The organism is Demequina silvatica (genome assembly GCF_000971215.1).
GTDB lineage: Bacteria > Actinomycetota > Actinomycetes > Actinomycetales > Demequinaceae > Demequina > Demequina silvatica.
Window position 1 is genome coordinate 403,556 of record NZ_BBMA01000002.1, and the last position, 16,616, is coordinate 420,171.

The following is a 16,616-nucleotide window of genomic DNA, read 5'->3' on the forward strand; positions in this document are numbered from 1 at the left end:
AGGCTCCTGAGAGCCCCGCCAGGGACCCCCGGCGCGGGGCGCCCCGGGCTAGGCTCGGCGGCATGACCACATGGGAATACGCGACCGTTCCGCTCATCGACCACGTCACCAAGCAGATCCTCGACCAGTGGGGCTCCGACGGCTGGGAGCTCGTCCAGGTGGTGACGGGCCCGACCGGCGGCCTGGTCGCCTACCTCAAGCGCCCCAGCGGGGAGAAGTAGAGGTGTCGGCGAGCCAGCGCCTCGCCGCGCTCGGCCTGTCCCTGCCCGAGGTCGCGACGCCCGTGGGCACCTACGTGCCCGCCCGGCGCCACGGCGACCTGGTGCACACGTCGGGCCAGCTCCCGCTCGCCGACGGCGACCTGCTCGCCGTGGGCATGGTGGGCCAGCGCGCCGGCGACGTCACGCCCGAGCGCGCGGTCGAGTGCGCCCGCCAGTGCGCGCTCAACGCGCTCGCCGCTGCGGCTCAGGCCGCGGGCGGGCTCGACAGCATCGAGTCCGTGGTCAAGGTGACCGGCTTCGTGGCGTCCGCGCCCGGCTTCACGGCGCAGCCCGCGGTCCTCAACGGCGCCTCGAGCCTCATGGTCGAGGTCTTCGGCGAGGCCGGGCGCCACGCCCGCTCGGCGGTCGGCGTCGCGGCGCTGCCGCTCGGCGCGCCCGTCGAGGTCGAGATCACGGTCGCCCTGCGCGCCCTGTAGCGACCTTCGGGGGACGATGCACGGGTCACCCGGCCCGCGCATCGTCCCCTGACCCCGTGGCACCAGGGACGGGCCCGGTCGGTGGCGCCGGGCGGGGATCAGCGGGAGCGGGCGCGCAGGCGCTCGGGCTCGTAGACCTCGACGGCGCCGATGTGCACGTCGATCCAGCCGCGCGACGCGAAGTCCGCGAGCGCCTTGTTCACCGTCTCGCGGGAGGCGCCCACCAGCTGGGCGAGCTCCTCCTGGGTGAGGCCGTGCCGCACGGTCACGTGGCCGCGCTCCATGCGTCCGAAGCGGTGGCCCAGGTCGAGGATCGCCTTGGCGACGCGGCCTGGGACGTCGGAGAACACCAGGTCCGCCATGGTGTTGGACTGGCGACGGATGCGCTGCGCGAGGGCGCGCAGCATGTGGCGGGACATCTCGAGGTGGTCGTCGAGCCACACGTCGAGCACCTGCTTGGGCAGCTCGTAGACCACGGTGTCCTCGACGGTGTGGGCGCGGGACAGGCGCGGGCCCGGGTCGAAGACGGACAGCTCGCCGAGCATGTCGCCCACGCCCACGAGCGCGAGGAGGTTCTCGCGGCCGTCGCGGGCCGTGCGGGCGAGCTTCACCTTGCCCTTGACCACCACGTAGAGCGCGTGGCCGTCGTCGCCCTCGACGAAGAGGTTCTCGCCGCGGGAGAGCTCGCGGCGCTTCATCTGGGAGATCAGCGAACGCGCCGTGGCGGCATCCATGCCGCCGAAGAGCGGCGACGACCGGAGCAGCTGCTCCTCGCGGCCCGCCTCGGCCATGTCACGCCTCCTTGGTCGCAATCTCCGCCTGATGCGCATGCGCCAACGCACGCACCATCTGGGCCGTCACATTATCAAGGGTGGCGGCCACCCGGGATTCGTACTCACCGAGCCGCGCGTCGAGCGCTCCCAGGTCCTCGAGCGAACCGACCGTGAAACCCGTGGAATCGGGCCACACCGCCGCCGCGAGCTCGGAGGACGTGGGCGCGCCGGCGGCGAGCGCCTCCCACGACAGGTCGAGCGCCGTGGACGAGTGCACGTCCGGCTGCGCGAGGAACGCGAGGGCCAGCTCGCGGCGGGCGTGCACCAGGCGGCGCCACCACCGCACGCGGGCGAGCTCGCGGCGCATGTCCCTGCGGCGCTGGCGAAGGTCGGCGATCACGTCGGCGGTTACCGCAGCGGTCACGTCCACCTCCCTCGGGCCTCGCGCATCCCGTGCGCCTGTCCCTCCGTCTATCGGCGGCGGGCCCCGGGCCCTTGAGCGCTCGCTAGGGTGAGGCCATGGCCGGCCGCACCCCCCTCACCGTCGCCTCGTCCACCCAGGCGACGCCGCCGGTGGCGCTGGTGCGGCGCGCCCGCGCCATCAACCGCGCGCTCGCGGAGGTCTACCCCGACGCGCACTGCGAGCTCGACTACCGCAACCCGTTCGAGCTGCTCGTCGCGACGGTGCTGAGCGCGCAGTGCACGGACGTGCGCGTCAACCAGGTCACCCCCGCCCTGTTCGCGCGCTACCCGGACGCGGCGGCCATGGCGGGCGCCGACCGCGACGAGCTCGAGGCGCTCATCCGCCCCACCGGCTTCTTCCGCGCCAAGGCCGAGTCGCTGCTGGGCCTGTCCCGCGACCTGGTCGAGCGCTACGACGGCGACGTGCCCGGCCGCCAGCGCGACCTGGTCACCCTGCGCGGCGTGGGCCGCAAGACCGCCAACGTGGTGCTGGGCAACGCGTTCGACGTCCCCGGCATCACCGTCGACACCCACATGGGCCGGCTCGCGCGCCGCCTGGGGCTCACCGTCAACGACGACCCGGTGGTGGTCGAGCGCGACCTCATGGCGCTGATCGAGCGGCGCGAGTGGACCCTGTGGTCGCATCGCGTGATCTTCCACGGCCGCCGTCGCTGCATGGCGCGCAAGCCCGACTGCGGCAGCTGCGAGATCGCGGCGCTGTGCCCCACCGCGCCCGGCGCGAAGGTACGCGTCGACGGGTAGCGCCCGGTCCGGACGGGGACGATGCGCTAGTGCGCCTTGTCCTCCGCCGGCGGCTCCTCGACGCCCACCTCGGCCGGGTCGACCCCGACGGACCTCCCGAGCTCGTGCGGCTTGGCCATCCGGTTGGACGGCAGCGGCACGGGGGTCGAGCGACGCTCGTAGAGCTTGCGGTAGAACCGGTCGCGCGCGAACAGCAGGGACGCGCCCAGCGCCGCCGCGAGCACGGAGGCGGACAGCACGGACAGCTTCACCACCTCCGCGTTCTCGCCGCCGAAGGCGAGGTCGCCGATCAGCAGCGACACCGTGAAGCCGATGCCCGCGAGCATGCCCATGCCGGTGACGTCGAGCCAGGACAGGCCGCGGTCCAGCTGCGCGCGCGTGAAGGTCGCGACCAGCCAGGTGGCGAGCACGATGCCGAGCGGCTTGCCGATCACCAGGCCCGCCATGACGCCGTGCGCGACGGGGCTCGAGACCAGCTCGGAGATCGCCTCGGAGTTGATGGTGACTCCGGCGGCGAAGAACGCGAACACCGGCACCGCGACCGCGGCCGAGACGGGCCGCCACACGTGCTCCCAGTGCTCTGCGAGCGAGGTGCGCTCGCCCTTGCGGGCCACGGCGGGCACCATCATGCCGAGCGCGACGCCGGCGATGGTCGCGTGGATGCCCGAGGCGTGCATGAACGCCCATGCCGCGAAGGCGATGGGGAACAGCAGGTAGGCGCTGCCCCAGCCCTTCCGGATCAGCAGCCCGAAGATCACGATGGTGACCACGGCCGCCGCGAGCCACAGGAAGTTGAGGTCCTCGGAGAAGAACACCGCGATGATGATGATCGCCAGCAGGTCGTCGACCACGGCGAGCGTGAGGAGGAACGCGCGCAGCGCGTTCGGCAGCCACTTGCCCACCACGGCGAGCACCGCGATCGCGAACGCGATGTCGGTCGCCGTCGGCACCGCCCAGCCCTCGAGCGAGCCGTCGGGGCCCAGGTTGAAGACCACGTAGAGCAGGGCCGGCACTGCCATGCCGCCCACCGCGGCCACGATGGGGACGATCGCGGTGGCGGGGCGGCGCAGCTCGCCGGCCACGATCTCGCGCTTGAGCTCGAGGCCGACCACGAAGAAGAAGATCGCGAGCAGTCCGTCCTTGGCCCACGTGGCGATGGTGAGGTCGAGGTGCAGGGCGTGCGGGCCGATGGTGAAGTCGCTCAGCCGCTCGTAGAAGCCCTGGAGGCCCGTGTTCGCGAAGATCAGCGCCGCCGCGGTGCCGACGAGCAGCAGGATCCCGCCGGCACGCTCCGTCCGCAGCACGTCGACGAGCGTCCGTTCGGTGGACGGCGTCAGGCGCGAGAAGAGGCGGGCGGCTGGGCTCGAGGTCATGACGCTCCTGGGACGGCTACGGGGGGTCGCCGCCATCCTATCGAGAGCGTCAGACGGTCTCCTGAACCCCCGTGCGCTGCGGCTGAGGAGGGTCGAACCGGTAGCCGACGTTGCGGACGGTGCCGATCAGCTGCTCGTGCTCGGCGCCCAGCTTGGCGCGCAGGCGGCGCACGTGGACGTCGACGGTGCGGGTACCGCCGTAGTAGTCGAAGCCCCACACCTCCTGGAGCAGCTGGTCGCGGGTGTACACGCGGCCCGGGTGCTGCATGAGGTACTTGAGGAGCTCGAACTCCTTGTAGGTGAGGTCGAGCGGCACGCCCTTGAGGCGCGCGGTGTAGCCGCCCACGTCGACCGTGAGGTCGCCCGAGGAGAACTCGGCGACGCGGTCGAGCGGGTCGGCGGCGTTCGCGCGGCCGATGAGGAGCCGGATGCGGGCCTCGACCTCGGCCGGGGACGCCTCCGCGAGCACCACGTCCGCGGCGCCCCAGTCCGCGTTGACGATCGACATGCCGCCCTCGCGCAGCACCAGCAGCAGCGGCACCGCCACGCCGGTCACCTGGATGAGGTTGCAGTTGTTGCGGGCCTCGACCAGGTCGGTGCGGGCGTCGACCACCAGGACGTCGGCGTCCATCGCGTCGAGCATCGCGGACGGCTCGGGCGCGACCACGCGGGTCCGGTGGGACAGGAGCGCGAGGGCAGGCAGGACGTCGGCCGCGCCGTCAGCTGACGGTGTGAGCACGAGCAGGTCTGCCATCGCCACCTCCGATTGCGCTTCACTTTAGCGGTGCCAGGTCTGAGACACTAACGCCCATGCTTTCGACCACCAGGGCGACCATCAGCGCGTCTGCCGCCGCGCTCATCGCCGTGGGCGGGTTCCTCGGGGCCACGGCGCTGGCCGCGGCGGTGTTCGCGCTCGTCGTGGTCCTCGCCCTCGGCTGGCCCGTGCTGCTGCGCGCGTCGCGCCGCCGGACCGCGTCGGTGATCCTCATCGGCGGCGGCGCTCTCGCGCTGGTCGCGGTCCTCGCGGGCCGGGTCGAGCCGCACCTGCGGCACATGGCCGTCGCCGTCGCGCTCATGGTCATCGCCGCGCTCGTGTCCGAGGTGTTCTGGCCCAGCTCCCGCGGTCGCGCCGTCACCTCGGTGGCCGCGACGTGCGGCGGGGCGATCGTGGTGGCGTCCGGCGCGGCCTGGGTGGCCGCCGCCCGCACCAACGGGGCGGAGGACCTGGTGGTGACCGGCGGCATCGCCCTCGCGGTGGCCGCCGTGACCGGCGTCATGACCCGCAGCGCGCAGGCCAACTCCCTCATCGCGCTCGGCATGGGCACGCTGTCGGGCGCCGCGACCGGCGCCCTGTTCCCGGAGATCCCGTGGTACGCCGGGGCGGGCGTCGGGCTGCTGTGCGCGATCATCGTGACGCTGCTCCAGGAGCTCAACAGGCGCGAGCCGCGCCAGCCCGGATGGCTGCCGGGAATGGCATCGGCCCTCGCGCCCGTTCTTGCTGCAGGGGCGCTCGTCTACATCGGCGGCCGCCTGCTCGTCGGCTGAGGGAACCCCGGAGGAACAGTGCTGCTGCGCATCGTCATCGTCGTCGCGATCCTCGCGGTCGCGACCGCCGTCGCGCTGTGGTGGCAGCGGCGCCAGGGCGTCGCCCGCGAGGTGGAGCGCGCCGGCGCCCTGTCCTCCACCACGCTCGGCGCGAAGCGCGGCTACCACGCGACCTTCGTCCAGTTCTCGACGCCCATGTGCGCCAAGTGCCCGCCCACGGCCACGCTGCTCTCGCGCATCGCGGCGGAGGACCCCAAGGTGGCCCACATCGAGATCGACGCCGCCGAGCGGCTCGACCTGGCCCGCGAGCTCGAGATCATGCGCACCCCGACCATCCTGCTGCTCGACGGCGACGGCGTCGTGGTGTCGCGGATCTCCGGCGCGCCCACCGAGCAGCAGGCGCGCGAGGCGCTCGCGGCGGTGCCGCGCACGGGCACCGACTACGCCATCTAGCCGTAGACTCCGGCTACCAGCGAGGGGAGCATCATGAAGGACATCCAGATCGACCCGCGCGGGCCGCGGTTCGGCGCGTTCTGGCAGCTCGCGTTCTCCGTGTCCGCGCTCATCGCGGGCGCCAACCCCGTGGGCGTCGCGATCATGGCCGTGCTCCTGGTCCTCTTCATCCCCGGCGCGATCATCGGCCCGCAGGCCACGCTCCAGGGCTGGGTGTTCCGCAAGGTGATCCGCCCGCGCCTGGACCCGCCCCGCGAGACCGAGTCCTTCCGCCCGCCGCGCTTCGCGCAGCAGATGGGCATCACCTTCTGCATCCTCGCGGTGGGCTCCGGCCTGCTGGGCTTCGACACCGGCTTCTACGTGTTCACGGGGTTCGTGACGTTCGCGTCCTTCCTCAACAGCGTGTTCGACCTGTGCCTGGGCTGCGAGATCTACCTTCTGTTCAAGCGCGCCACCACCCGCGCCGCCTGACATGGCCACCCTCGTCGTCAAGATCACGTCCGGCACGGATCGCGTCGAGACCCTCATGCAGGCCTTCACGGTGGCCTCCACCGGGGCCGCGTCCGGCCTCGACGTGAGCGTGTGGCTCACCGGCGACGCGACCCTGCATGCCCTCCCCGGCACCGAGGAGGTGGTGATCCCCCACTCGCCGCCGCTGTCGCAGCTGCGGGACGCGATCCTCGCCTCGGGCGGCACGCTCACCGTGTGCGCGCAGTGCGCGATGCGCCGCGAGATCACCGAGCAGGACCTGGTCCCCGGCGCCCGGATCGCCGGCGCCGCCGCCTTCGTCGCGGAGGCGACCGCCGCCGACGCGACCGCGCTGGTCTACTGAGCCACCGCATCGTCCCCCCGCGCTGCGCGTGGAACGGGACCTCCGTCCCGGCATAGACTCGGCGCATGACTGCTCTCGAGGTCACGTTCATCGCGCTCGCCGTCGCCGCCTTCGCCGCCACCGCCTGGGTGGCGGGCGTGGTCGCCTTCCGCCTGGTGAAGGGCCCGAAGCGGTGACGTTCGTCATCCCGTCCGACCTCGCCCCCGAGGTCTACCCCCTCGCCTGGGTGGTGGGCACGTGGGAGGGCCACGGCGTCATCGACTACCCGGGCATCGACGCAGCGGACTTCCGCCAGCGCGTGGTGTTCGACCACGACGGCGGACCGTACCTCTCCTATACGTCCTCCATCACGCTGATGGGCCCCGACGGCGAGGTGGGCCAGGTGTGGTCCGTCGAGTCCGGCTTCTGGCGCGTCGCGCCGAGCGCGCCCGAGGGCGTCGAGCTCGCCGACTTCCAGCACCCCCTCGAGGTGGTCCTGGCGGACGCGTCGGGCCTGCTCACCGCGTACTTCGGCGCCGTGGGCAACGGTCGCATCGACCTCGCGACCCGCTTCGCGGCGGCCACCGAGTCCGGCCCCGACGTGCGCGGCGCGACCCGCATGTACGGCAACGTGGGCGGCGAGCTCATGTGGGCGTGGGACATGGCCGCCTTCGGGCACGAGCTGCAGTCCTACGCGAGCGCACGTCTCGCCCGCGTCGACGGCCCGGCCGTGCCCGAGGGCGCGGAGACGGTGGGTCCCGACGACGCCCAGGAATCCTGACCGCCTCCCCGCGCGTTCAGACGTCATGACCTCCCCACTTCTCGATCGCCACGGCGCCGTCGCGGGCCTCGGCACCGACGCGCCCGTCGCGTGGCACTACGGCGACCCGACCGCGGAGCAGCGCGCCCTCGAGGCGGGTCGCGCGGTCGCCGACCAGTCGCACCTCGGCATCGTCACCGTCACCGGCCCGGACCGGCTCACGTGGCTCGACTCGCTGTGCACGCAGCAGGTCGCGGGCCTCGTGCCCGGCGAGTCCGCGGAGCTCATGATCCTGTCCCCGCAGGGCCGCATCGAGCACGTCGCCGGCCTGGTCGACGACGGCACCACCGCCTGGCTGATCACCGAGTCCGCGCCGGCGCTCGCCGCGTTCCTCGACCGCATGCGCTTCATGCTGCGGGTCGAGGTGGACGATGCGACGGCCGGGTGGGCGGCGATCGGCGAGGCGGTCTCGCGTCCCGCGAGCGACGGCGAGCCGGTCACCTGGGTGGACCCGTGGCCCGGCGTCACCGCCGGCGGCACCTCGTACGCGGCGGATCCGGCCGCGCTGTCCGGCGCGGTGCGCCCGTGGCGCATCGTGCTGGTCCCGCGCGAGACGCTCGCCGCCGAGATCGAGGCCCGCGTCGACGCCGGCTGGACCCTCGCCGGCACCTGGGCGACGGAGGCGATCAGGATCGCCGCGCATCGTCCCCGCGCCGCCCTCGACGTCGACGACCACTCCCTCCCCCACGAGCTCGACTGGCTGCGCACGGCCGTGCACCTGCACAAGGGCTGCTACCGCGGCCAGGAGACCGTCGCCAAGGTGCACAACGTGGGCCGCCCCCCGCGCCGCCTCACCATGCTGCTGCTCGACGGCTCGGGCCACTCGCTGCCCGAGCTCGGCGCGGACGTGCTGAACGCCGAGGGCGCGACCGTGGGACGCGTCACGTCGGTGGCGCGCCACCACGAGCTGGGCCCCGTCGCACTCGCGATCCTCAAGCGCTCCGTGGACCCGTCCTCCGTGCTCACGGTGCCCACCGACGGCGGGCCGGTGACCGCCGCGCAGGAGCTGATCGTGAACGCGGACGGCTTCTCCGCCGACCGTCCCCCGAAGCCCGGTCCCACCATGAAGGGCCTGCTCATGGGCAAGGGCTGCGCCGCCGACGGCGGCGACCTGCCCGGCTGATCCCGGCGCCGCTCCCGGCGCTCCGGGCGTCGCGGGGTTACGGTGGCCCCGTGGAGATCCCCCTGAGCGATCTGGCATCGCACCTGGACGATGCGCTGGCCGCCGCCCGCGCCGGCGAGGACGTGATCCTGACCGAGGGCGGCCTGCCGGTCGCCAAGCTCGGCCCCGTCGAGTCCGCGTCCCTGCTCGAGAGGCTGGCCGAGGAGGGCGTGATCGCCGTGCCCGCCTCGGACCGCGCCGTGCCGCGCCTGCCGCAGGCCGAGGCGGCCAAGGACGCGCTGTCCAGCCTGCTCGGGCGACTGCGCAGGTAGCCGTGGCACTCGTCTACCTCGACACGTCCGCCCTGCTCAAGCTGTGCGTCCTCGAGACGGGCAGCGACCTCGCCGTGTCCCTGTGGAAGGGGGCCGATGCGCTGGTCACCTCCCGCCTCGCCGACGCCGAGGTGCGGTCCGTGCTGGCCTCGGCGGAGCGCATCGGTCGCATCGACGCGGCGCCCGCGGCCGCCGCGCGCGAGCGCTGGGACGAGCTGTGGCCGGGGGTGGTCAAGGTCGAGGTGAGCGCCGCGGTGTGCGAGCGCGCCGCGGACCTGACGGACCGCAGGCCGCTGCGCGCGGGCGACGCCATCCACCTCGCGAGCGCGCTGACCCTCGCCGGCGCCTCGCCGGTGTTCGCGTGCTGGGACCGGCGCCTCGCGGCGGCCGGGAGGGCCGAGGGACTGCAGGTCCTGCCCCCTGCGTTAGCGTAGGAACCCGTCGCGCCTACCCGGAGGTACTCCCATGTTCGGCTTCCTGCAGAACACCGTCGTGCTCCTCATCTCGCTCGCCGCGTTCGCGGGTGCCATCTGGGGGCTCATCGACGCGGCGCGCCGTCCCGAGGGCGCGTTCACCGCGGCCGGCAAGTGGTCCAAGACCATCTGGCTGGTGATCCTGGGCGTCGCGACCATCATCGCGTTCATCTCGCTGCCGTGGCCGCTCGGCACGGGCGGCGGGATCGGCGGGATCCTGGGCATCGCGGCGATCGTCGCGGTCATCGTCTACCTGGTGGACGTGCGCCCCAAGCTCGGCGGCGGCTACGGCCCGTCGGGCGGCTCGCGTGGCCGCTCCACCGGCGGCTGGTGACCCGCGGGTGAAGGCGGTCCTCCAGCGCGCCTCGCGCGCGTCCGTGACCGTCGACGGCACGGTCACCGCGTCGTTCGACCGCCAGGGGATCGTGGCGCTCGTGGGCGTCACCCACGGCGACGGCCCGGAGCAGGTGCAGACCATCGCGCGCAAGATCGCGGAGCTGCGGATCCTGACCGACGAGAAGTCGTTGGCGGATGTCGACGCACCCGTGATCGTGGTGTCGCAGTTCACCCTCTACGCCGACACGCGCAAGGGCCGCCGTCCCTCCTGGAACGGCGCCGCGCCCGGCCCCGTGGCCGAGCCGCTGGTCGAGGCCGTCGTGGCCGCGCTGCGCGCGCGGGGTCTCGAGGTAGGCACCGGGGTGTTCGGCGCGCACATGGACGTCGAGCTGGTGAACGACGGGCCCATCACCATCCTGCTCGAGGCGTGAGTGTGGGCCCGCCCCTGCGGGCGGGCCCCGCATCGGCCCTCGCGTGTTTCGAGGCGGTAACGGTCGTCACGCCCCTGGCGAACACGGGCATGAGCGGCGGGGGGCCGCCGTTAGCCTGGAATCACCCGCGGTGGGCGACCGCCGCGACCCCGGCCCCGGCCGGACGAATCAAGGGAGGCTGACATGTTCGAACGGTTCACCGATCGAGCCCGTCGAGTGGTCGTGCTCGCGCAGGAAGAGGCGCGGATGCTCAACCACAACTACATCGGCACGGAGCACATCCTGCTCGGCCTGGTGCGCGAGGGCGAAGGCGTGGCCGCGAAGGCACTCGAGGCGATGGACATCTCCCTCAACGGCGTCCGCGAGCAGGTCCAGGAGATCATCGGCGAGGGCTCGCACGCCCCGTCGGGCCACATCCCCTTCACACCTCGCGCGAAGAAGGTCCTCGAGCTGTCGCTGCGCGAGGCACTGCAGCTGGGCCACAACTACATCGGCACCGAGCACATCCTGCTGGGCCTCATCCGCGAGGGCGAGGGCGTGGCGGCGCAGGTGCTGGGCAAGCTGGGCGCGGACCTCGGCGGCGTGCGCCAGCAGGTCATCCAGCTGCTGTCGGGCTACGAGGGCAAGGAGCCCGTCACCTCGGGCGGCGGCCCGCAGGAGGGTCAGCCCGCGGGCTCGACCGTGCTCGACCAGTTCGGCCGCAACTTCACGCAGGCCGCGCGCGAGGGCAAGCTCGACCCCGTCGTGGGCCGCGAGCTCATCATGGAGCGCGTGATGCAGGTCCTGTCACGCCGCACCAAGAACAACCCCGTCCTCATCGGCGAGCCCGGCGTCGGCAAGACCGCCGTGGTCGAGGGCCTGGCCCAGGCGATCGTGCGCGGCGACGTGCCCGAGACGCTCAAGGACAAGCACCTCTACACGCTGGACCTCGGCTCGCTGGTCGCGGGCTCCCGCTACCGCGGTGACTTCGAGGAGCGCCTCAAGAAGGTGCTCAAGGAGATCCGCACCCGCGGCGACATCATCCTGTTCATCGACGAGATCCACACGCTCGTGGGTGCCGGCGCGGCCGAGGGCGCGATCGACGCGGCCTCGATCCTCAAGCCGATGCTCGCGCGCGGCGAGCTGCAGACCATCGGCGCGACCACGCTCGACGAGTACCGCAAGCACGTCGAGAAGGACCCCGCCCTCGAGCGCCGCTTCCAGCCCATCCAGGTGCCGGAGCCGGAGCTCGCGCACGCGATCGAGATCCTCAAGGGCCTGCGCGACCGCTACGAGGCGTTCCACCGCGTCACCATCACGGACGACGCGATCGTGGCCGCCGCGACCATGGCGGACCGCTACATCTCCGACCGGTTCCTGCCGGACAAGGCGATCGACCTCATCGACGAGGCGGGCGCGCGCCTGCGCATCCGTCGCATGACGTCGCCGCCGGAGCTCAAGGAGCTCGACGACAAGATCGCCGGCGTCCGCCGCGACAAGGAGTCCGCGATCGACTCGCAGGACTTCGAGAAGGCCGCGTCGCTCCGCGACGTCGAGCGCCGCCTCTCCGAGGAGCGCTCGCGCAAGGAGGAGGCGTGGAAGTCGGGCGACCTCGACGTCGCCGCCGTGGTGGACGAGGACCTGATCGCCGAGGTGCTGTCGATGTCCACGGGCGTGCCCGTCACGCGCGTGTCCTCCGACGAGTCCTCGCGGCTGCTGTCGATGGAGGCCGAGCTGCACAAGCGCATCATCGGTCAGGAGCAGGCCATCAAGGTGCTCGCGCAGTCGATGCGCCGCACCCGTGCCGGCCTCAAGGACCCGAAGCGCCCCGGCGGCTCGTTCATCTTCGCCGGCCCGACCGGTGTGGGTAAGACCGAGCTCGCGAAGGCGCTCGCCGAGTTCCTGTTCGGCGACGAGGACTCGCTGATCTCGCTCGACATGTCCGAGTACGGAGAGAAGCACACGGTGGCCCGCCTGTTCGGTGCGCCTCCCGGCTACGTCGGCTTCGAGGAGGGCGGCCAGCTCACCGAGAAGGTGCGCCGCAAGCCGTTCTCCGTGGTCCTGTTCGACGAGGTCGAGAAGGCCCACCCGGACATCTTCAACTCGCTGCTCCAGATCCTGGAGGACGGCAAGCTGACGGATGCCCAGGGTCGCGAGGTGAACTTCAAGAACACCATCATCATCATGACCACCAACCTCGGCGCCGACGCGATCTCGCGTCGCCAGGCGACCGGCTTCTCCGCGATCAGGGAGGGCGGCCACACCTACGAGGACATGGTCAAGCTGGTCAACGGCAAGCTGAAGGAGCACTTCAAGCCGGAGTTCCTCAACCGCGTCGACAACGTGGTGGTGTTCCCGCAGCTCACGCAGGCGGAGATCATCCAGATCGTCGACCTCATGGTCGCCCGCCTCGACGAGCGCATGAAGGACAAGGACATGGGCATCGAGCTCACCACGGCGGCCAAGCAGCTGCTCGCGGAGAAGGGCTACGACCCGGTTCTGGGCGCCCGACCCCTGCGCCGTGCGCTGCAGCGCGAGATCGAGGACCCGCTGTCGGAGAAGATCCTCTTCGGCGAGGTCACCTCGGGCCAGATCATCCGCGTGGACGCGCAGGGCGAGGGCATCCTCGGCGAGTTCACGTTCGAGGGCATCGACCGCGACGCCGTCGTGGGCGAGCCCGTGGAGGACCCGGAGGTCGCCTCCAAGCCGGAGTGACCCTCACCGTCCGCTCGTGTCGAGAGGCCCGATCCCCGTTCGCGGGGGTCGGGCCTCTCGCATGTCCGGGCCGCGCGTCGAGTTCCTGCAAGTGTGAGGTTGGCTGGCCCGGGGCTGGCTGTCGGGGTGGATGCTGGTCCTGACGCCCGAGTGTGACTCTTCGAGTTCCTGACCCCCGATGTGGGGTGTCTTGTCATTGGCATGTCCACTCGGGCGTGGGGACCGGCGCCGGCCCGTCCACCCCGATGGCTTGATAGAAGCTTGCCCAACCCGTGGGTTGTGGCCCTTTGCAGGATTGCCTCGCAGTGATCCCACCGGGTCGACGCCGGTCCATGACAGCGACGTCACCCGGAAGGAGATCCACCGCCATGACCATCGTCGCAAACACCTACCTCAATGTCATCGGGATCGACACCCACGCCCGCACCCACACGGTGACCGCGATCACCGCGGCAACCGGTGCCCGCGGCGACACCGCGGCGTTCCCCACGAACGCGCGAGGACTGTCGCGCGCGGTTGCCTGGATCGGTCGACAGTGCAGCCACATGGCGACGCTGGTCGTGATCGAAGGGATCGGCTCCTACGGTGCGCTGATCGCCCACGCCGCCCGTCAGGCCGGCTACCGCGTGGTTGAACCCGGGCCGATCCCCAAGGCGTGGCGGTCCGGACGAGGCAAGTCCGACCCCATCGATGCGGAACTGATCGCCCGTTCGGTGCTTCCCGCGGACGTCGACGAGCTGCGCGATCCCCGCCACGACGAAGGCATTCGTGCGGCGGTGGCGGTGCTGTTGGCTGGTCGTGAGCAGCTGACGCGCCATCGCACCGCGTCGATCAACGCCCTGACCGCGCTGCTCCGCCTGCACGATCTGGGGATCGACGCCCGCCACCCCCTCAAGACTTCTCAGATCGCGACCGTCGCCGCCTGGCGCGACCGCGTCGAGGACGTCGCAACCGCCACGGCACGCGCCGAAGCGCGCCGCATGGCCCACGCGATCATCCAGGCCGATCTCGAGCTGGCCGACAACCACGACCGGCTCCACGCCCTCGTGCTGGCATCACCGGTCGCGATCTTGCTCGACGAGGTCGGTATCGGACCGATCAACGCCGCGATCATCCTCACCGCCTGGTCCCACCCCGGCCGCATCCGCTCCGAGGCCGCGTTCGCCTCGCTGGCAGGCGTATGCCCCATCCCAGCCTCATCGGGTAACACCACGCACCATCGCCTCAACCGAGGCGGCGACAGAAGACTCCACCGTGCCCTGCACTCGATCGTTCTGACACGCAAGCGCATCGACCCTGTGACGCGCGACTACGTCGCGCGTCACACCACCGACAACCGCAGCAACCGCGACATCACCCGTTCCCTCAAGCGCTACCTCGCCCGCCGCATCTACAGGCTCCTCGCACACGCACCGACCCCTTGACGCGACATAGAAGCGTCAATGACGCTTGTGCAGGGAGTGACGCGGATCGACTCGTGAGGCGGTCACATCCGTCACGCGAGAACACCCCCGTCACAAGCGTCATTGGGATTCATCCCGCTGCCAGGAGGAATCACCCCGCGCCACCGCCTAGGCTGAGCCCATGACCCACGATCCGTATGTGGCCGACGCCGCCCGCTACGACTCCATGGACTACCGTCGCTCGGGCGACTCGGGGCTGGTGCTGCCCGCGATCAGCCTGGGCCTGTGGCAGAACTTCGGAGGCCACCACGCCCTCGACAACCAACGGGCGATCCTGCTCGCCGCGTTCGACATGGGCATCACGCACTTCGACCTCGCGAACAACTACGGCCCTCCGCCGGGCAGCGCGGAGACCAACTTCGGCGGCTTCCTCGCGCGCGACCTCAAGCCCTACCGCGACGAGATCGTCATCTCCACCAAGGCCGGCTACCACATGTGGCCCGGTCCGTACGGGGACTGGGGCTCCCGGAAGTACCTGCTCAGCAGCCTCGACCAGTCCCTCACGCGCATGGGCGTGGACTACATCGACGTGTTCTACCACCACCGTCCGGACCCGGACACGCCCATCGGCGAGTCGATGATGGCGCTGGACCGCGCGGTCCGCTCCGGCAAGGCGCTGTACGCAGGCATCTCGAACTACGGCCCGGAGGAGACCCGCGAGGCCGCCGCGATCCTCGCGGACCTGGGCACCCCGCTGCTGATCCACCAGTTCAAGTACTCGATGTACGAGCGCACCCCCGAGGACGGCCTCCTCGAGGCGCTCGAGGACACGAGCACCGGCTCGATCGTGTTCTCGCCGCTGGCGCAGGGCATGCTCACGGACCGCTACCTCAAGGGCATCCCGGACGGCTCGCGCGTCACGCACTCGCAGTTCCTCAGCGAGGGCCAGATCACGGACACCTACCTCGAGCGCACCCGCGCGCTCAACGCGATCGCGCAGGGGCGCGGCCAGACGCTCGCGCAGCTCGCGCTGCAGTGGGTGCTCCGCGGCCGGCGGGTGACGTCCGCGCTGGTGGGCGCGTCCTCGGTCGCGCAGCTGCGCGCGAACGTGGAGGCGCTGTCCTTCCCCGACCTCACCGAGGCGGAGATCGCGGCGATCGAGCCGCACGCGGTGCACGGCACGTACTACGCGTGAGGACGATGCGCGGCTAGAGCGAGCAGCGACCGGTCCGGTCGTCGCGGGTCACCAGCCCGTCGGCGACCAGGCCGTCGAGGCACCGGTCGAGTTGCCCTGGCTCGACGTCCGCGAGCGCCGCGTGGCCCGCGACGTTGAGCGGTGAGGAGGCGGCGCGCAGCAGCGCCATGATGCGGCCGCGGACCTGACGGTCCGTGCCGTGCCAGGCCTGCGTGCGGCGCGGCGCCGCATCCAGCCCCGGGCAGCCGGCAGCGAACCACGCGCACGAGGAGGCGAGCGGGCACGCGTCGCACCGCGCGACCCTGGCCGTGCACACCAGCGCCCCGAGCTCCATCGACGCGACCGCCCACTCCGCGGCGCCCGCCGCGTCCGCGGGGATGAGCGACTCCGCGTGCGCACGCTCGCCGACGGTCTGGTGCGCGGCGGGCAGCGCCTCGCCGCGCCACGCCCGCCCGATCACGCGGCGCACGTTGGTGTCGAGCACCAACGCGCGGCCGTGGAACGCGAACGAGACCACGGCGGCGGCCGTGTAGTCGCCCACGCCCGGCAGCGCACGCAGGTCCTCGAGCGTGGCCGGCACCTCGCCGCCGTGGCGCTCCACTAGCGCGACCGCGCACTCCCACAGCCGCTTCGCGCGCCGCGGGTAGCCCAGCCGTCCCCACGCGCGCACCGCCTTGGCCTGCCCGGCGGCCGCGAGCGTGGCGGGCGTGGGCCAGCGCTCCATCCACTCGCGCCACACCGGCTCGACACGGACCACCGGGGTCTGCTGCAGCATGATCTCGCTCACCAGCACCCCCCACGGGGTGGTGCGGCCGCGCCAGGGCAGGTCGCGTCCGGCCTCCACGAACCACGCGCGCACCGCCTCCACCATCTCCTCGGAGCGCGCGTCGGCGCGTGCGGGAGCGTTCTGCGGTGCGGTCGGCATGCCTTCATCATCCCAGCGGATCGCGCACC

Annotated in this window: 21 protein-coding genes; 16 read left to right on the plus strand and 5 right to left on the minus strand. The window is 72.1% G+C overall.

Annotated elements, in window-relative coordinates; translation table 11 throughout:
- Positions 1-62: 62 nt before the first annotated feature.
- Together sp36 and AOM05_RS01920 are read left to right on the plus strand one after the other, a co-directional pair.
- Positions 63-221, plus strand: coding sequence for a Sp36 family protein (gene sp36, locus AOM05_RS14100; protein WP_156156006.1), 159 nt, complete (start codon positions 63-65; stop codon positions 219-221).
- A 2-nt stretch (positions 222-223) separates the two neighbouring features.
- Positions 224-697, plus strand: a complete 474-nt coding sequence (locus AOM05_RS01920; protein ID WP_062518957.1) for a RidA family protein — start codon at positions 224-226, stop codon at positions 695-697.
- 98 nt (positions 698-795) lie between these two features.
- Here AOM05_RS01920 and AOM05_RS01925 read toward each other — a convergent pair whose 3' ends face one another.
- Both AOM05_RS01925 and AOM05_RS01930 read right to left on the minus strand, forming a co-directional pair.
- A complete protein-coding gene (locus tag AOM05_RS01925) occupies positions 796-1,488 on the minus strand; it encodes a Crp/Fnr family transcriptional regulator (RefSeq protein ID WP_062518959.1) in 693 nt (230 codons plus the stop codon).
- A gap of 1 nt (position 1,489) precedes the next feature.
- On the minus strand, positions 1,490-1,894 hold the full coding sequence (locus tag AOM05_RS01930; RefSeq protein WP_062518961.1) for a hypothetical protein: 405 nt from the start codon (positions 1,892-1,894) through the stop codon (positions 1,490-1,492).
- Between the two features lie 95 nt (positions 1,895-1,989).
- On the opposite strand from AOM05_RS01930, the gene nth reads away from it, so the two are divergent.
- Positions 1,990-2,694 carry an endonuclease III gene (gene nth, locus AOM05_RS01935; protein WP_062518963.1) on the plus strand — a complete coding sequence of 235 codons (705 nt, stop codon included), beginning with the start codon at positions 1,990-1,992 and terminating at the stop codon, positions 2,692-2,694.
- A 26-nt stretch (positions 2,695-2,720) separates the two neighbouring features.
- Here the strand turns inward: nth and nhaA are convergent, their stop codons facing one another.
- Both nhaA and AOM05_RS01945 read right to left on the minus strand, forming a co-directional pair.
- The gene (gene nhaA, locus AOM05_RS01940) at positions 2,721-4,067 is read right to left on the minus strand and encodes a Na+/H+ antiporter NhaA (RefSeq protein ID WP_228373179.1); all 1,347 of its coding nucleotides are present in this window, start codon (positions 4,065-4,067) and stop codon (positions 2,721-2,723) included.
- A gap of 49 nt (positions 4,068-4,116) precedes the next feature.
- The gene (locus tag AOM05_RS01945; protein ID WP_062518965.1) at positions 4,117-4,821 is read right to left on the minus strand and encodes a response regulator transcription factor; all 705 of its coding nucleotides are present in this window, start codon (positions 4,819-4,821) and stop codon (positions 4,117-4,119) included.
- A gap of 56 nt (positions 4,822-4,877) precedes the next feature.
- Here AOM05_RS01945 and AOM05_RS01950 point away from each other — a divergent pair, with 56 nt between their 5' ends.
- From AOM05_RS01950 to AOM05_RS02010, 13 genes are all read left to right on the plus strand, one after another.
- On the plus strand, positions 4,878-5,612 hold the full coding sequence (locus tag AOM05_RS01950; RefSeq protein WP_062518967.1) for a hypothetical protein: 735 nt from the start codon (positions 4,878-4,880) through the stop codon (positions 5,610-5,612).
- An 18-nt stretch (positions 5,613-5,630) separates the two neighbouring features.
- Positions 5,631-6,065 carry a thioredoxin family protein gene (locus tag AOM05_RS01955; protein ID WP_062518969.1) on the plus strand — a complete coding sequence of 145 codons (435 nt, stop codon included), beginning with the start codon at positions 5,631-5,633 and terminating at the stop codon, positions 6,063-6,065.
- 33 nt (positions 6,066-6,098) lie between these two features.
- Entirely contained in the window at positions 6,099-6,536 is a 438-nt protein-coding gene (locus AOM05_RS01960) for a DUF4395 domain-containing protein (RefSeq protein WP_062518971.1), read from the plus strand.
- A 1-nt stretch (position 6,537) separates the two neighbouring features.
- Positions 6,538-6,897, plus strand: a complete 360-nt coding sequence (locus AOM05_RS01965; protein ID WP_062518973.1) for a DsrE family protein — start codon at positions 6,538-6,540, stop codon at positions 6,895-6,897.
- A 172-nt stretch (positions 6,898-7,069) separates the two neighbouring features.
- Positions 7,070-7,657 (plus strand): heme-binding beta-barrel domain-containing protein, encoded by a 588-nt coding sequence (locus AOM05_RS01970; RefSeq protein ID WP_062518975.1) that lies wholly within the window; start codon positions 7,070-7,072, stop codon positions 7,655-7,657.
- A gap of 25 nt (positions 7,658-7,682) precedes the next feature.
- Entirely contained in the window at positions 7,683-8,819 is a 1,137-nt protein-coding gene (gene ygfZ / locus AOM05_RS01975) for a CAF17-like 4Fe-4S cluster assembly/insertion protein YgfZ (RefSeq protein ID WP_062518977.1), read from the plus strand.
- A 50-nt stretch (positions 8,820-8,869) separates the two neighbouring features.
- Complete coding sequence (locus AOM05_RS01980; RefSeq protein ID WP_062518979.1) at positions 8,870-9,130, plus strand: type II toxin-antitoxin system prevent-host-death family antitoxin; 261 nt, start codon at positions 8,870-8,872, stop codon at positions 9,128-9,130.
- A gap of 2 nt (positions 9,131-9,132) precedes the next feature.
- The gene (locus tag AOM05_RS01985) at positions 9,133-9,564 is read left to right on the plus strand and encodes a type II toxin-antitoxin system VapC family toxin (protein ID WP_062518981.1); all 432 of its coding nucleotides are present in this window, start codon (positions 9,133-9,135) and stop codon (positions 9,562-9,564) included.
- 31 nt (positions 9,565-9,595) lie between these two features.
- A complete protein-coding gene (locus AOM05_RS01990; protein WP_062518983.1) occupies positions 9,596-9,937 on the plus strand; it encodes a DUF2516 family protein in 342 nt (113 codons plus the stop codon).
- Between the two features lie 7 nt (positions 9,938-9,944).
- Positions 9,945-10,370 (plus strand): D-aminoacyl-tRNA deacylase, encoded by a 426-nt coding sequence (gene dtd, locus AOM05_RS01995; RefSeq protein WP_062518985.1) that lies wholly within the window; start codon positions 9,945-9,947, stop codon positions 10,368-10,370.
- Between the two features lie 183 nt (positions 10,371-10,553).
- Positions 10,554-13,064: an ATP-dependent Clp protease ATP-binding subunit gene (locus tag AOM05_RS02000; protein ID WP_062518987.1), complete on the plus strand. Its 2,511-nt coding sequence runs from the start codon at positions 10,554-10,556 to the stop codon at positions 13,062-13,064.
- Between the two features lie 368 nt (positions 13,065-13,432).
- Complete coding sequence (locus AOM05_RS02005; RefSeq protein ID WP_062518989.1) at positions 13,433-14,488, plus strand: IS110 family RNA-guided transposase; 1,056 nt, start codon at positions 13,433-13,435, stop codon at positions 14,486-14,488.
- Between the two features lie 160 nt (positions 14,489-14,648).
- Positions 14,649-15,662 carry an aldo/keto reductase gene (locus AOM05_RS02010; RefSeq protein WP_062518990.1) on the plus strand — a complete coding sequence of 338 codons (1,014 nt, stop codon included), beginning with the start codon at positions 14,649-14,651 and terminating at the stop codon, positions 15,660-15,662.
- A 13-nt stretch (positions 15,663-15,675) separates the two neighbouring features.
- Here the strand turns inward: AOM05_RS02010 and AOM05_RS02015 are convergent, their stop codons facing one another.
- Positions 15,676-16,587, minus strand: coding sequence for an HhH-GPD family protein (locus AOM05_RS02015; protein ID WP_082097182.1), 912 nt, complete (start codon positions 16,585-16,587; stop codon positions 15,676-15,678).
- Positions 16,588-16,616 lie beyond the last annotated feature (29 nt).

What these genes read in the sequence shown, in the direction of transcription:
- sp36 (WP_156156006.1), top strand. Translation starts at nt 63, where the DNA reads ATGACCACATGGGAATACGCGACCGTTCCGCTCATCGACCACGTCACC.
- AOM05_RS02010 (WP_062518990.1), top strand. Translation starts at nt 14,649, where the DNA reads ATGACCCACGATCCGTATGTGGCCGACGCCGCCCGCTACGACTCCATG.
- nth (WP_062518963.1), top strand. Translation starts at nt 1,990, where the DNA reads ATGGCCGGCCGCACCCCCCTCACCGTCGCCTCGTCCACCCAGGCGACG.
- AOM05_RS02015 (WP_082097182.1), bottom strand. Translation starts at nt 16,587, where the DNA reads ATGCCGACCGCACCGCAGAACGCTCCCGCACGCGCCGACGCGCGCTCC.
- AOM05_RS01960 (WP_062518971.1), top strand. Translation starts at nt 6,099, where the DNA reads ATGAAGGACATCCAGATCGACCCGCGCGGGCCGCGGTTCGGCGCGTTC.
- nhaA (WP_228373179.1), bottom strand. Translation starts at nt 4,067, where the DNA reads ATGACCTCGAGCCCAGCCGCCCGCCTCTTCTCGCGCCTGACGCCGTCC.
- AOM05_RS01965 (WP_062518973.1), top strand. Translation starts at nt 6,538, where the DNA reads ATGGCCACCCTCGTCGTCAAGATCACGTCCGGCACGGATCGCGTCGAG.
- AOM05_RS02005 (WP_062518989.1), top strand. Translation starts at nt 13,433, where the DNA reads ATGACCATCGTCGCAAACACCTACCTCAATGTCATCGGGATCGACACC.
- AOM05_RS01950 (WP_062518967.1), top strand. Translation starts at nt 4,878, where the DNA reads ATGCTTTCGACCACCAGGGCGACCATCAGCGCGTCTGCCGCCGCGCTC.
- AOM05_RS02000 (WP_062518987.1), top strand. Translation starts at nt 10,554, where the DNA reads ATGTTCGAACGGTTCACCGATCGAGCCCGTCGAGTGGTCGTGCTCGCG.
- AOM05_RS01945 (WP_062518965.1), bottom strand. Translation starts at nt 4,821, where the DNA reads ATGGCAGACCTGCTCGTGCTCACACCGTCAGCTGACGGCGCGGCCGAC.
- ygfZ (WP_062518977.1), top strand. Translation starts at nt 7,683, where the DNA reads ATGACCTCCCCACTTCTCGATCGCCACGGCGCCGTCGCGGGCCTCGGC.
- AOM05_RS01925 (WP_062518959.1), bottom strand. Translation starts at nt 1,488, where the DNA reads ATGGCCGAGGCGGGCCGCGAGGAGCAGCTGCTCCGGTCGTCGCCGCTC.
- AOM05_RS01990 (WP_062518983.1), top strand. Translation starts at nt 9,596, where the DNA reads ATGTTCGGCTTCCTGCAGAACACCGTCGTGCTCCTCATCTCGCTCGCC.